This window comes from uncultured Chryseobacterium sp. (genome assembly GCF_913776365.1).
GTDB lineage: Bacteria > Bacteroidota > Bacteroidia > Flavobacteriales > Weeksellaceae > Chryseobacterium.
In genome coordinates this window covers 1-15,152 of record NZ_CAJYMO010000020.1, presented here as the reverse complement: position 1 = coordinate 15,152, position 15,152 = coordinate 1, and the positions used below count along the sequence as shown (strand labels likewise).

Genomic DNA, 15,152 nt, shown 5'->3' with positions numbered 1-15,152 from the left:
CTCCGTAAACAACACAAGGAACTAATTCAGCATCACGTAAAGCTTTTGTAGACTTTTTGCCCACGCTTTCTCTTTTTGTACCTTGAATTGTAATAGATTTCATTTATAAAAATTTAAAAAATTGTTTTAACAATTGATTTGCAAATTACTGTAAATCCGTTAGATAACGAATTTGCTGCTGATCGACTGGTGTTCATGCACCATCTTCATTACATCTGCAAATAACGGGGCGCAAGATAGCACTTTTATTTTAGATGACAAATTATTTTTCACAGGAATAGAGTCAGTTACAATCACTTCCAGTAATTTTGAATTTTCAATATTGTCATAGGCTTTACCTGAGAGCACACCGTGGGTAGCCATTGCCCTTACGGTTTTAGCTCCTTTTTCCATAAGGATTTCGGCTGCTTTGCAAAGGGTACCTGCCGTATCGATCATATCGTCAATAAGGATTACGTTTTTCCCTTCTACATCCCCGATCAGGAACATTTCTTCCACCACATTGGCTTTTTTCCTTTCTTTGTAGGCGATTACTACTTCTGCACCCAGGTGCCCGGCGTAGTTTTTCGCTCTTTTGGCTCCTCCCATATCCGGGGAAGCAATCGTCAGGTTTTCCAGATTAAGATTCCTGATATAGTCCACGAAAATAGTGGAGGCATACAGATGATCTACCGGAATTTCAAAGAATCCCTGGATCTGGTCGGCATGGAGATCCATGGTCATGATTCGTGTTGCGCCTGCGGCAGTAAGAAGATTCGCCACCAGCTTGGCACCGATCGGTGCTCTGGGCTTGTCTTTCCTGTCCTGTCTTGCAAGTCCGAAATACGGAAGTACGACGGTAATGCTTTTTGCGGAAGCTCTTTTCGCAGCATCAATCATCAGGAGAAGTTCCAAAAGATTGTCTGCGGGCGGAAATGTAGATCCGATCAGGAATACCCTTCCTCCTCTTACGGATTCATCCAGTACCGGTTCAAATTCTCCGTCGCTGAACTCCTGAAAGTTGATTTTTCCTAATTCCTTCCCGTAATACTGGGCAATTTTCTCTGCCAAGTCCTTGCTCGTCCTTGTACAAAATAGATAACTTAACTGATGGGCCATTTTTACTTTTTAAAAGATTGTGCAAATTTAAAAAAAAACCACAAGAATCAGTCTTGTGGTTTCTAAGTTTTTATTCCGTTAATGATTAAGGAAGTTTTATTCCGGAGTAATTATTAGGATTTACCTGCGGTAAGTTTGATTTGTATGTTGCATTAATGGACTTAATAAATTCATTAGCAATAATCCCGTATCCTCGTCCTGTAAGGTGTACTCCATCCAGTGAAAAAGCACCTCCACTCACAAATTTAGCCGTATATTTCACTCCATCTACTGAAATTCCTGACTGAGCTCCAAGTTCTGCCATTTTTTTATTGGCATCAACAAAGGCATATCCTTTTGATAGTGCTGCTGCTTTTATAGTAATATTATAAGCATCGATTGCATTATTAATTTCTGTAATTTCAGATGGAATCAGGATATATTTGTCAGCTAAAGGATAAGCAATACCTCTTGCCGCAAGAGCAGAAGGAACTAAAGGCTCTGCCTGCCCTATCTGCGCTCTTGTTGTCAACGGAACAAGATCGCCTGTTCTGGCTTGTCTCGCCTGCCCGTATGTATTGCCTAGATAAGTTGCCAGGGCTGCCAAGGTTGGATTACCAGAGCCTAATGCTGCTGCCGTAATCTGACTTTTAAGATCCGGAAGTGTTTCATCTTTAATCAATAAAGGATTAGCTGTTGTCTTAGACAATGGTTTAATCCTGTCTCCTGCTCCGAATGCTGTCAGTATCTGATTTAACGGACCATACAGATTTGTATTTAAATTATCGATATTAGCTTCTCCTGCTGCCACATTTCCATTTCCCAGAACAAAAGATGTAAGAGGATTAACAGGAATAGTGGTCAGTGAAGGAATAGAGGTAACATTAGGAATATTTGCAATAACACCTTTAGCATTGGTAGAGGCAATTTCATTGATCAGTATATTATAATACTGACTGAACTGTGCAGGCGGGGTTAATGATTCTACCGAAGCGTCTGCTCCGGCTAGAGCATATAACAATGCATCATTATTGCCGATCCACAAAGAAAAGAATGTAGGCTTCTGTGTTTTGAAATCATTAATTACCGAAGTAGTAGGGCTTGATGCAAATCTCACAAAATAAGGATTGGCTGTCTTTAGAGCAACTCCCTGAATATTCCCATAATTAGGAGCCAAAAGATGGGATACTTTAGCTCCCGGGACTCCCATATTATTAAAAGGTCCTGTCAAAACCGTATTCGTAAGCGTTGTTGCCACATTATTATTGGCATTTTTTATTTCCGGAGAACCTCCTACAATACCATTAATATACAGTTTTGTATCTGCAATCTGTACGACACCGGGAGTTGCCAGCAAAAGGCCTCCGTTATTATCTGCCATCAAGGGCTGTCTGAAATCGCCTCCGCCGGCCAATTTCATTTGCGCAGCAATCATTGAAGGATAAGATTCATTTTGCCCATCGATATACAGAGCTCCGTCTCTGTACCCTGAAGTAAGGGAATTTCCTAAGGCTATATAGTTTTTAAAATCCGCTTCTCCGGAAGTTACCACCACATCGTTTACATCGGTATCAAATTCATCTTCGCAGCTTGTGGTAAAAAGGAGCGCGGAAACAGCGAATGTAGAAATTATAATTTTTTTCATAGTCTTCAATTAAAAAGGATTGTATGATAAGCCTAAGCCTAAATAAAACGCCGTGGCTTTGGCCTGCCCGTAGAAGCCGACCACAGGGTTATTCACATATCTTGCCTGAGGCATGGCATATCCGCCTGCCACATCAACGCCGAACTGTTTCAGTTTAAAGCCTACCCCACCGGTTACCACATAGGTATTAAAGGAAGGAGTCTCCGGAATAAAGCGTTCATCTGAATAAGGGGATTCATCGTAATAGGCCCCCAGGCGACCATAGATCATATCGGTGAAGGCATATTGGGTTCCGAGCCTGAAGGTTTTGGAATTCCTGAAGTTTTTAGGCGAAACCGAAACCGTAGGATCTGCCTGATTCCCCACCGGGGCTTTTGCAAAATCCAGGGTCAGCTGCGTATATCTTTCCCATCCGTGATAGTTGAAATCTGCAGAAACCAACCATTTCGGCGTAATTTTATAGGTTAAACCGATGGTATACTCTTCTACCAGCGGCAATGTTGCTGTAAATTTATCCTGTCCGCCGGCATCGATCCCCAGCAGGGAATATACGGAAGATGAAGGGAATTTGAAGGTAGCTGTTCCGTCTTTTGCCTTCATGTCAACCGGTGACCGGTAAGCAATACTTACATCCAGCTTAGGATCCGGTCTGAAATAAAACCCGAAGCCATACCCATGACCGCTCGCTTTACTGTCAAGATTAACCTGTCCTCCGAATTGGGTAACCGCTTTGTCCCAGTTCACATTGCCTTTTGCATAGATATAACTTGCCCCGAACGCCAGCCAGTCATTGAATTTATAGGAAACCATAGGCTGGAAATAATAACTTTTCAGCTCAAGGCGCTGGACCAGTTCTCTTCCTTCCCAGTTTTCCGGCCACTCAATAGTGCTCCCGAAAGGCGTTGTAAAGCTGAAACCTACAGATAGCTTATCCGTTGCTTTATAAGCTACTGCCGCATAGATAGGAGTACCGATCGGATTATCGGTTTCCGTACTCTGTAAAGTATTCAGGTTCTGAAAAGTCACCTTATTACTCGCTCCGAACCCGCCGGCAACAATACTGAGTTTTGAGGGGATGAAAGACATCCCTGCCGGGTTAAAGAATGTTACGCTAGCGTCTTCAGCATGGGCACTCGTATGCGCCATTGCCAACTGCTTTACCCCTTGCAGGGAAACCCTGAAGCCTCCCGCGTATGATAGAACACCTGCCAATAATGCAGTGGATAGTACTATTTTTTTCATAGACTGTTATTATATAATCCAAATATAAAATTAATTTGCTTACCCCTGTTAATAAATCATAAAATTTTAAACATTAAGGTGAAATAAAATTATGTTTAAAATAACATGTCTGCTTTTTATCAACTTAAACCATTAGATTACAATGTTTTATTTACTGATCTGAAGCGATCGTATTTTTTTGTTTAATCCCAAACAGCGATGTTTCTTAATATTTGATTATTTTAGACCTCATAAAGATAAAAATCATAAATTTGCAAGATTAAATATATAATATATGAGTTGTGGATGTAAAACATCCGGCGATTCTGCACATTCTTGCGGACCCAAGAAGACCGCGAATGGCTGTGAAAATGTAGATACCTGTGGTAATAGTTATAAATTAAGTGTTTTCGACTGGCTTTCCGATATCAGCAATCCTGCACCGAACCGGTGTGATTTTGTCGAAGTCAGATTTAAAAATGACAGAAAATCTTTTTATAAAAACGTACATAATATCCCTTTACATATAGGTAGCGTAGTTACAGTAGAATCAAGTCCCGGACATGATGTAGGTGTGGTAAGTCTCACCGGAGAGCTGGTAAAAATCCAGATGAAAAAGAAGAGATGCCCTGAAGATGCTGCCTTGAAAATATACCGGCAGGCCAATCAAAAGGATCTCGAAGTATGGCAGGAAGCCAGAAAAAAAGAAGATACCGTAAAAATAGAGGCGCGCAAGATCGCCCACCGGATCGGTCTCGAAATGAAGATTACCGATGTGGAATACCAGGGTGACGCCTCAAAAGTTACGTTTTATTATACGGCTGAAAACCGGGTGGATTTCAGACAGCTGATCAAGGAATATGCAGGTGCCTTCCGTACAAAGATCGATATGAAACAGATCGGTTTCAGGCAGGAAGCGGCAAAGGTAGGCGGTATAGGTTCTTGCGGAAGAGAACTCTGCTGTTCCACATGGCTTACGGATTTCAGGTCCGTGAATACCAATGTGGCCAGATACCAGCAGCTGAGCATCAATCCCCAGAAACTGGCCGGACAGTGCGGAAAGCTGAAATGCTGCCTGAATTATGAGCTCGACAGTTATCTGGACGCCCTCAGCAACTTCCCCTCTTCCTCCACTACCCTGGATACGGAAAAAGGCAGGGCTTTCTGCATTAAGATCGATGTTTTCAAGAAGAAAATGTGGTTTGCTTATGTCGACAGCTCCATGGCATGGTATGATTTCGATATCGACCTGGTAAAAAAACTGATTGCCAAAAACAAACGTGGCGAAAAAACCCTTCCGCTCGAGGAGCTGAAACAGCCGGAAACGGCACCGTTTGCCAGCATTGACCTGATCCAGGAAAATAATGTTGACCGTTTTGAAAAGAAAAACAGGAACAACAGGAATAAGAACCAGAACAGGCAAGGAAACGGGCAGGGACAAAATCAGGGACCAAGGAAAAATAACAACAGGCCTGAGAGACAGGAGCGCTCCGACAGGCCGGAAAGAGCCGAAAGAAGCGAACGTCCGGAAAGGACCCAGAAGCAGGAAAGACCGCAGAAACAGAATCCGAATGCCGGTGCCAACACCCAGCCGAGGCAACAGAGGCCTCAGCAACAGAAACCCCAACTGGAGAAAGCGGAAGCTGGTGTAAACATAAATAATGAGGCTGGAGAGAGAAAGCCCAATCCGAACAAGAAAAAATTTAAAAAGAAGTTTCCTCCAAAAAAAGACAATAATGGGTAAAATTTCAGGATTATTATCCCTCATGCTTTTCTTCAGCTGCCAGTCTTCTTCGGAAGGCGAGGTCATCATGAATTCCGTTAACAACAAATGGAATAAGAAAAGCGATCAAAAGTTCAGTCTTGAAATTTCAGATCCCCAGAATCCTAAGGACATCCTGTTTGTTGTAAGGAACAACAATGAATATCCTTACAGCAATATCCGGTTCATCGTTAATTTTACGGACCTTCAGTCCAAGAAAAAACAAACGGATACGATGAACTACATCCTCGCAAAGCCTAACGGGGAATGGCTGGGGACGGGATTCGGAGATACGAAGGAAACCCTGTTTCAGTATAAATTAAACTACCGGTTTCCGGCAAAGGGAAAATATGAAATCGGCCTTACCCAGGCGATGAGGAACGACAACCTTCCGGGAATTGAAGACATTGGAGTAAAAATAGAAACGGCAAAACCGTAATCATCAATGGAAGAAAACAAATCGAATGCAGGAAGAAAAGGGAAAACCTTCCCCCTTCCGCCCAAAAAGAAAAATACCGCATGGAAAAAATGGGTCCGGATCATCTGGATTGGCCTTATTGCGGTGGTTTTAGGGATTTCAGCACTTTTCTTTGCGGTATCCCAGGGGTTCCTCGGTGAAATGCCTGATGTAAAGGAGCTTGAAAACCCGGATATTTACGTAGCCTCTGAAATCATCTCTTCGGACGGGGTGCTTCTGGGTAAGTTTGAGAAAGAAAAAACGCAGCCCATCATTTATAAAGACCTTCCTCCTTATCTTATTTATGCTTTACAGGCTAAAGAGGATGAACGTTTTAAGGAACACTCGGGAATTGATTTACAGTCGGTTGCCAGAGCAGTTGTTTTTAGAGGAGGACGTGGTGGAGGATCTACAATCACTCAACAATTAGCCAAATTGCTTTTTACCGGTAAAAGAGCTGACAATAAAATTAAAGCAGTTTTTCAAAAGTTAAAAGAGTGGGTTGTAGCTGTAAGTCTTGAAAAGAGATATACTAAAGAAGAAATTATTACTTTATATTTCAACAAGTTCGATTTCCTGTACAACGCAAACGGGATTGAAATGGCCTCCAAAATCTATTTCAATAAAAAAACATCCGAACTGACCCTGCCGGAAGCCGCCATGTTTGTGGCCATGCTGGAAAATCCGGTGAAGAACAACCCGATGAGAAACCCTGAAAGGGCGAAAACAAGACGTGATGTAGTACTGGACCAGATGCTGAAAACGGGATATATCGACCAGGAGACTTTTACCAAGGCAACGGCTACTCCGATTGCCCTGGATTACCATCCCATCAAAAACATCAGCGACGGATACTCCGCTTATTACAAGTTTTATCTGAGGAAAGAAATCGATAAGTATCTTGACGATTACGAAAAAGAGAACGGCAAAAAGCTGAACCTCTATAAAGACGGCCTGAAGATCTATGTAACACTGGATTCCAAAATGCAGAAATATGCCGAGGATGCCATTAAAGAACACTTAACGGATCTCCAGAAAAGGTTTGATGCCGAACAACGGGGCAGAAAGAACTGGCCGTTTTATTACCTGAATGACAAGCAGATCAGCGAGGTGATGGTGCAGGCCATGAAAAGAACCGGGCGTTACAAACAGCTGAAAGCCGCAGGGGTTTCTGAAGACTCCATTATGATGGAGTTTAAAAAGCCGGTAAAAACCTCCCGTTTTACATGGGCAGGTGAAGAAGAGGTAGAAATGTCGCCATGGGATTCTATCAGATGGCATAAGAAAGTGGCTCAGGCCGGGCTGATGTCGGTAACTCCGGGAACCGGGGATATCAAAGCATGGGTAGGCGGTATCGACTGGCAGCATTTCCAGTATGACCATATCAAACAAGGGAAAAGACAGGTAGGATCTACGTTCAAGCCTTTTGTATACGCTACGGCAATCATGAAACTGGGGATGACCCCTTGTTCCGTTGTTTCCAATGCCAGCTTTAACAAAGGAACTTACCATGTTCCGGGGAGAGGCGGTATGCTTACCCTGAAAGATGCCCTTGCCCACTCCCAGAACCCGGTGGCGCTCCGTCTTGCTGAAATGGCAGGAACCCAGAGCGTCATTCAGACAGCCCGGGACCTCGGGGTGACAGAAGATATTTCCACCAGCCTGCCGATGGCCTTGGGTTCTTCTGATATTACGATCTACGAAATGGTAGGCGCCTACAGTACTTTTGCCAATTACGGTAACTACAACAAGCCGGAAATGATCTGGCGAATTGAAGATGCCAACGGAAGGGTAATCAAGGAAGTGAATGCAGAACCGAAAGAAGTAATGAATCCCATGTATGCCTATACCATGATCGAGCTGATGAAAGGTGTGGCCCAATATGGTACGGCTTCCGGTGAATTAGGAAGAAAAGGGATTTCAAAAGAGATAGAAATTGCCGGTAAAACGGGAACCACACAGAATAACTCCGACGGTTGGTTCATGGGAATCGTACCGAAGCTGGCTACCGGTGCCTGGGTAGGATGGGAAGACCGTGCCACCCACTTCTTCGGAACCGGAGAAGGTCAGGGAGCTAAAATGGCTTTACCGATCTGGGCCATCTTCATGAAAAAAGTATGGGCCGATAAAAGCCTCGGTGTTCTGCCAAGTGATAAGTTCGTAAAGCCTTCCGAATGGAAAGACGGCTGTTCCAACCTGAAAGGACTCAGCGGAGGATATGGTGACGACGGAGGACTGCAGACCCTGGATGAGATCAAGAATCCGAAACCCGCAGAACCTTCCGGACCTAAAACGTCAGGTAAAAAAGAAGAAAATATCAATGACAACCTGAATACAGGCGAAGATATAGACTTCAATAATAAATAAATTCTTTCATAGAAATACACAGGACCTTTCAATCATTTGAAAGGTCTTTTCTATTTAATGCCTACCTTTGATCCTATGAATATCGAAAATATCCAACAACCCTTTATAAAAATATTCCCCGGTGATTTTTCCGGGAACATGATGCAGCGGAACACCCCGAAAGTCCTGTTTTCAACAGTGGTTACGGCCGGTTTCGATCAGCCCAGGCTGATTGCCTTTAATGAGAAACTGGCCCGGGAAGCAGGCCTGGGGAATTTTGAGGTAGAGGACCTTGATTTTCTGGTAGGAAACCGGCTGCCGGATCATATCCAGCCTTACGCTACCGCTTATGCCGGTCACCAGTTCGGCAATTGGGCAGGCCAGCTGGGAGACGGCAGGGCCATTCTTGCCGGGGAGATCACGAATGCCTCCGGGCAGCGGAACGAAATCCAGTGGAAAGGTGCCGGGGCAACCCCTTATTCCCGTCATGCCGACGGAAGAGCGGTGCTGAGATCATCTGTCCGGGAATACCTGATGAGTGAAGCCATGTTCCATCTCGGGATCCCGACGACCCGGGCCCTGAGCCTTGCGCTTACGGGAGAAGAAGTGGTAAGGGACATCATGTACAACGGCAATCCGCAGAAAGAGAAAGGCGCAGTCGTTATCCGTACTGCAGAAAGCTTTCTGCGTTTCGGGCATTTCGAACTGATGTCTGCGCAGCGGGAATATGACACCCTCCGCAAGCTTACTGATTTTACCATTGAAAACTATTATCCGGAAATCGTTTCCGGGGGAACGCAGAAGTATAAGGATTTCTTCGAAAGCGTATGCCGCAGAACGGCAGACCTCATGGTAGAATGGTACCGTGTGGGATTCGTTCATGGCGTGATGAATACAGACAACATGTCGGTTCTCGGTCTTACCATTGATTACGGACCGTATTCAATGATGGATGAATATAACCTGAACTTCACACCCAATACCACCGATCTGCCGGGCAGACGGTATGCTTTCGGGAAACAGGGACAGATGGCCCAGTGGAACCTGTGGCAGCTGGCCAATGCCCTTCATCCGCTCATCCAGGATGAAAAATTCCTTGAGGATATCCTGAATGATTTCGGAAGCTATTTCTGGGAAAGCCACGACCGGATGCTTTGCAGAAAATTCGGATTCGACCAGCTCCTGACGAATGATGAAAAGTTCTTTACAGGCTGGCAGAGCCTGATGCAGGACCTTCAGCTGGATTATACCCTGTTCTTTAGCAGGCTGGCGCAATATGACCGGGAATCAGACCTGAGAAGTCAGTTTGAAAAGGTTTCCTATACCTTCCTGAATGATGAAGACCTTTCCAGACTGAGTGCTTTCCTGGAAGAATACCAGTCAAGGCTCGAACAGAACCTTATCCCAAAGGAAAAATCCCTGGAAATCATGAATAAGGCCAATCCTAAGTTTATTCTGAGAAACTACCTGCTGTATCAATGCATAGAGGAAATTGAGAATGGCAAAACGGATTTGCTGGACAAACTCACCCACGCTCTGGAAAACCCGTATGAAGAGCTTTACCCTGAATTTTCAGTGAGAAGACCGTCCGGCTATGATGACGTTTCAGGATGCTCCATGCTTTCCTGCAGTTCATAATTTATAACGGTTACAATACACCGATCTGCCTCTTCAGTTTTAAATGCTGAAGAGGTTTTTTTATTGAATAAAAAAGTATTTTAAAGATTTTGATTTTCAGGCTGTTACCTACCATAATTTTATATATTATTATCGAATTATCTATTTTTAACATAATTTATTAAGCCATTATTAAATAAATGAAAATATTGTTGCATTACCCATTAAAATAAAACTAAATCATTACCTTTGCCACATTAATACACAAAGTATGGTTTCTGCATTACGCTTAAGGTGATGTCCGCAATCTGCCCCCAGTATACAAATCCACCCTATCACTCCTTTTCCCCGAATAATAAACGAATTATAATAAAATTTTCAACATGAAAAAACACGCATCTACTGCAGTTGCCATTCTTTTCTCATCTTTTCTGTATTCCCAAGTTGGGATTAATACTCAAACGCCAAAAGCGACCTTTGAGGTAAGCGCCAGAAACAACAACGGAACAACGCCCGAAGGCATGATCCTGCCAAAGCTCACCGGGAACCAGATCCAGGCCGCCGATGGCCAGTACGCAACGGAACAGACAGGAGCATTGGTGTATGCTACGGCAGCTGTTTCCGTAACCACTCCCAAAACAGTCAATATCAACTCAGAAGGATATTATTATTTTGACGGTAACCTATGGCAGAAACTGGGACGGACCTATACAGCAGGAAACGGAATTTCCCTTTCCGGCAGTGAGGTGCGTCTGGGAGGCGTGCTGAACCAGCCCACTACCCTTACCGCCAATGGGAACCCCCTGAATATTTCCGGCTCTGCTTCCACCACGACTTTTGATACTGCCGGAAACATAGGAATCGGGGTTGCTGCGCCTTCACAACTGCTCGATGTAAACGGGACCGCCCGCCTCCGGACCATCCCCTCCACCGGAGGTACCGTGATGCTGACCGCCGATAACGACGGTGTAATCCGTAAGCAAGCGCTTCCTGCTGCTTCCGCACCGGTTATTCAGGCCAGCGTTTCTCCTACCGGAGCCACGCTCAATTCCACCAACTGGGCCGATTACAATTATACCGGCACCACCATCACAATCCCTGCGAACAGCAAATATATCGTAAATACCACCCAGCTTGTGACGAATTTCACCCTTATGCCGGCAGGCCAGTCGATCTGGTTACGCAGTACCTTTTCAGACAGTCCCACTGCTTTCAGTTTCAGTAATGATATTGTAGGATCGCGGCTGATGAGCGGAATCTGGGGACCATCTACAAGATTCGGACTGCTTTCAGGAGCAGTTATCCTGAATAATACCACTTCTTCTGCAAAGACATATTATTACTGGGTAGGACAGGTAGACAATAATGGATATACCGGGACTGTTGATAGTTTCGGAAGCAGCCTGTGGGCGGAAAACCAACTGTATGCCATCCCGATCAATTAACGGAAAACATCTGCCTTCAAAAGGATAAGGCTAAATCTGCCGGACCTTGTGCCGAAGATGATAAAAAACCCGTCTGCATGGATGGGTTTTTTATTTTACTTTTGCATAAAGTTTCAGAAGTGCAGAAGTTCAAAACAAAATGTATTGATTTTTTTAAACTCATTTTCCCTTCAACAGGGACAGAACTGGTTGTATTCCTCTTCTTCCTGGTAGCGTACGGATATTTGGGTTCCTATATTGCCATCCATCACAAGATTATCTTTGACAGCAGGATTCCCTGGGACGCCTACTTCAGTTTCGACAACAAATCGATCGTGATGACCGGCGGAAGCTTTGAAAGGCATCCGCTCTCCTATTATTTTTTTAATTGGATCCGTGAATCGGCCTTTTATTTTTCAGATGGAAAAATGGATGGCAATTTCCGGTTTGCCCTCGCCTGGTTCAGCAACATTGCTGTGAGCATGAGCATGCTGCAGGTCTTCAAATACCTGAAAAACATCATCCGCCTGCCTCTTTTGCACTGCTTACTGCTTCTTCTGTTCTTCGGCATGTTTTCCACCAACATTCTTCTTTCATTCACTCCTGAAAATTTCACCTATACCCTTTTTCTGCTGACGCTTTTCAATCATTATTCCGCCATCAAAATCAGAAAGGAAGAGAAAATTCCGGCAGTGGCACTGGCACTTTCCGGCATTACCATCGGCGGCCTCACGGTAACCAACCTGACGAAGGTTTTCATCCCGGTCCTTTTTGAAAAAAACCTTTTCGGAAACTGGAAAAAGCTGGCGAATGCCGCCTTCAGAGTAATCCTTACCTGTACCTGTTTTGTGCTGCTCTACCTGAACCGGATCGATTTCAAATATGAAAATATTTTCAGCAAAACCAGCCAGCAATATGAAAAGTTCTCCAATGTAAATTCCACGCCAACCTGGGATATGATCCTTTCGTATTTCTTCGGCGGAAATATCCTTTTTTCCAACTTTATCATCCGGGACAAACACAATATGAAGGGGTTTGAGTTTAAAGGAATTGTAATGGACGTCTATTCGTCCTGGATCCCTTACATGTTCATCTGCTTTTTACTGCTGCTGATTTGCTGGAGTTATTTTAAAAACTTCAGGAACAGGCTGGTACAGATACTGGTGATTTCTTTTATCTGTGACATTATTATCCATTGTATTATGAGATTCGGGATCCACACGTCTTATATTTATGGCGGCCATTTCGTTTTCATATATCCGCTGCTGCTGGGATGGCTGTTCTATGCGTACCGCACTTCACCGAAAATACTGTCTTTCCTTACAGCAACCCTCTGCATTCTGCTGGTTTATCTGGGAACAAATAATTACCTTAGAATGACCGAATTTTTCTGGTTCCTGGAGACCTTTTATTGACCGGACGGATTTCAACTGAAAAGAGACAATTTTTCTGCTCAGGACCGATTCACACGCATATCAGATCCTGCCAATTCATGATCTTAAAATGAGAATGCCGGGCTTCAAAAGTCCGGCATTTATTACTGTGATAATGATCTTTTTTATTTGGCTTCCGCACAGAAGATCCGGTACTGTACCGCAACTGCCGATTTGAAATATTCCCTGATCCTCGCAAGGTCCGAGGCAGCACTCTGCTTCGTAAAATAACTTCCCGCCAGAATCTTGTAGTTGGGCCGCAGAGAAGCATCCGTTTCCACTTTCAGATTCGGAAACCGCTTTCTGAAGTACGATTTTACTTCATTGGCTTCTTCATTGCTTTTCACCGTGGTTATCTGTATTTTATATCCTAGGATCCTCGGGTTTTTCCTGCAGATCTCAGCTTGGGTAAGTTCCCTGCTCGGTACATAAATCTTTGCCGGTCTTGCAGGGACATTGGTGTCTTCATCATCTCTGGAAGCCACATTTCCTGTAGTTTTTGCACATTTGTCTTCGATACTTTCCAGCGCTGAACTCACTCTGGAGTCCATCGTCATGATGAGTTCCGTTCCGGCAAGGGTATCTTTTTTTACAACCTGCTGGGCATCAATACCATAAAATGACAGTAATGATAAAACTGAAAATAGTTTAATAAAATTTTTCATTTAAACTTGTTTCGGCAAATTTAGACAATTTAAAAAAACTATCCTTAAAACAGTTATTTAGAATAATTACAAATTAAACGGAAATGATATTTCCCCTTTCCTTATGCCGTTAAATTCCTGTTAAAAATATTATTTTTGCGGGATTGATTGAATGTTCAATATTTACTAACATAAGATAATTTAAATGATTAGTTGGAGAAAGCATTATAGAAAAACGTTGATTGCAATAGGCTTATTGTTGTCAACCAGTGCTTCAATTTACGGGCAAGACGGCGATCCGAATAATGGAGAGAAACTTTTCAAAGCGAATTGTACTGCATGCCACGCACTTGATAAACAGGTTGTAGGACCGCCTCTGAAGGGGGTTGTAGAACGGGTACAGAAAGAAGGTGGTGTCGACAAGGAATGGCTTCACAAGTGGATCAAAAACAACAAAGAGCTAAGGGCTTCCGGAGACAAGTACGCCAATGAAATTTTTGAGAAGTACAACAAAACCGAGATGCAGCTGTTCCCGAACCTTAGCGATAAGGACATCGATGACATCTTAGCATACACCACTAATCCGCCGGCTGCACCGGCTGCTGACGAGAAAAAGACAACGGCAGATACGGCAGCTGCTACAGCAGCACCGGCAAATACGACGACTACAACCAATGTAGTTATCATTTCTCTTTTAGCAATCGCAGGTTTGCTGGTATGGATCCTGATCAAACTGCGACAACTTGTTAAACTGGGACAGTCTGAAGATCTTGCAGGGCTTAACGAGTCAAGGGTAAAATCTTTCAGCGAAATCTATCAGAAATATCATTATGTAGGTAAAGGGCTTATTGCTATTCTTGCGCTTCTGGCCGCTTACGGTGTCTGGAACTGGATCATGTGGATTGGTGTTTACAAAGGGTACAAGCCTGAGCAGCCTATCTACTTCTCCCATAAAATCCACGCCGGAGAACAGAAGATCGACTGTCAGCTTTGCCACTCCAGTGCCAAATACGGAAAAGTATCTGAAATCCCTTCCATGAACGTTTGTATGAACTGTCACAGAACGATTTCCGAATACAACGCAGAGCACTATATGGAGCCAGGTAAGGACAAAGCGTTCTACGACGGAGAAATCCAGAAGATCTATGCCGCTACGGGATGGAATTCCGAAAAGCAGCAGTACACCGGAAAAACACAACCGGTAGAATGGACAAGAATCCACAACATGCCGGACTTTGTTTACTTTAATCACTCACAGCACGTAGTAGCAGGAGAACAGGCCATCATCAATTCTTTCAACAAGAAAAACCCTGATAACAAAATTGATGTGGTATGTAAAGCCTGCCACGGAAAAATCGATACAATGAATGTTGTTCAGATGGCTAACGACTTCACAATGGGATGGTGTATTGAATGCCACAGAACAACTGAAGTTGATATGAACAACGGTTATAATAAAGAATACTTCAAGAATCTACATGACAAGTTGAAAAAACAATATCCTAAAGACGGAGGTAAGATCACGG

11 protein-coding genes and 1 pseudogene are annotated in these 15,152 nt (G+C 43.7%); 7 read left to right on the top strand and 5 right to left on the bottom strand.

Annotation, left to right across the window (positions count from 1 at the left end):
• The 4 genes and pseudogenes from QZ735_RS01050 to QZ735_RS01035 form a co-directional block, all read right to left on the bottom strand.
• Positions 1-103 (bottom strand): annotated as a pseudogene (locus tag QZ735_RS01050) (50S ribosomal protein L25); the annotation flags it as partial.
• 56 nt (positions 104-159) lie between these two features.
• A complete protein-coding gene (locus tag QZ735_RS01045) occupies positions 160-1,098 on the bottom strand; it encodes a ribose-phosphate pyrophosphokinase (protein ID WP_294243373.1) in 939 nt (312 codons plus the stop codon).
• A gap of 85 nt (positions 1,099-1,183) precedes the next feature.
• Entirely contained in the window at positions 1,184-2,722 is a 1,539-nt protein-coding gene (locus tag QZ735_RS01040) for a G-D-S-L family lipolytic protein (protein WP_294243372.1), read from the bottom strand.
• Positions 2,723-2,731: 9 nt separating this feature from the next.
• Positions 2,732-3,964, bottom strand: coding sequence for an OmpP1/FadL family transporter (locus QZ735_RS01035; protein WP_294243370.1), 1,233 nt, complete (start codon positions 3,962-3,964; stop codon positions 2,732-2,734).
• A gap of 274 nt (positions 3,965-4,238) precedes the next feature.
• On the opposite strand from QZ735_RS01035, the gene QZ735_RS01030 reads away from it, so the two are divergent.
• The 6 genes from QZ735_RS01030 to QZ735_RS01005 all read left to right on the top strand — a co-directional run bounded on the left by QZ735_RS01030 (position 4,239) and on the right by QZ735_RS01005 (position 12,964).
• Positions 4,239-5,687 carry a regulatory iron-sulfur-containing complex subunit RicT gene (locus QZ735_RS01030; protein WP_294243368.1) on the top strand — a complete coding sequence of 483 codons (1,449 nt, stop codon included), beginning with the start codon at positions 4,239-4,241 and terminating at the stop codon, positions 5,685-5,687.
• Entirely contained in the window at positions 5,680-6,144 is a 465-nt protein-coding gene (locus QZ735_RS01025; protein WP_294243367.1) for a gliding motility lipoprotein GldH, read from the top strand. Before QZ735_RS01030 ends, QZ735_RS01025 begins: the two co-directional genes overlap by 8 nt.
• A gap of 6 nt (positions 6,145-6,150) precedes the next feature.
• Entirely contained in the window at positions 6,151-8,529 is a 2,379-nt protein-coding gene (locus tag QZ735_RS01020; RefSeq protein ID WP_294243365.1) for a transglycosylase domain-containing protein, read from the top strand.
• Positions 8,530-8,604: 75 nt separating this feature from the next.
• Positions 8,605-10,146, top strand: coding sequence for a protein adenylyltransferase SelO family protein (locus QZ735_RS01015; protein WP_294243363.1), 1,542 nt, complete (start codon positions 8,605-8,607; stop codon positions 10,144-10,146).
• A 362-nt stretch (positions 10,147-10,508) separates the two neighbouring features.
• Positions 10,509-11,570 carry a hypothetical protein gene (locus QZ735_RS01010; RefSeq protein WP_294243361.1) on the top strand — a complete coding sequence of 354 codons (1,062 nt, stop codon included), beginning with the start codon at positions 10,509-10,511 and terminating at the stop codon, positions 11,568-11,570.
• 119 nt (positions 11,571-11,689) lie between these two features.
• Positions 11,690-12,964, top strand: coding sequence for a DUF6080 domain-containing protein (locus QZ735_RS01005; RefSeq protein WP_294243359.1), 1,275 nt, complete (start codon positions 11,690-11,692; stop codon positions 12,962-12,964).
• Between the two features lie 143 nt (positions 12,965-13,107).
• On the opposite strand, the gene QZ735_RS01000 is transcribed toward QZ735_RS01005, so the two are convergent.
• Entirely contained in the window at positions 13,108-13,647 is a 540-nt protein-coding gene (locus tag QZ735_RS01000) for an SPOR domain-containing protein (RefSeq protein WP_294243357.1), read from the bottom strand.
• Positions 13,648-13,831: 184 nt separating this feature from the next.
• Here QZ735_RS01000 and QZ735_RS00995 point away from each other — a divergent pair.
• Positions 13,832-15,152 (top strand): c-type cytochrome (locus tag QZ735_RS00995; RefSeq protein WP_294243355.1); only part of this gene is annotated, 1,321 nt, incomplete at its 3' end.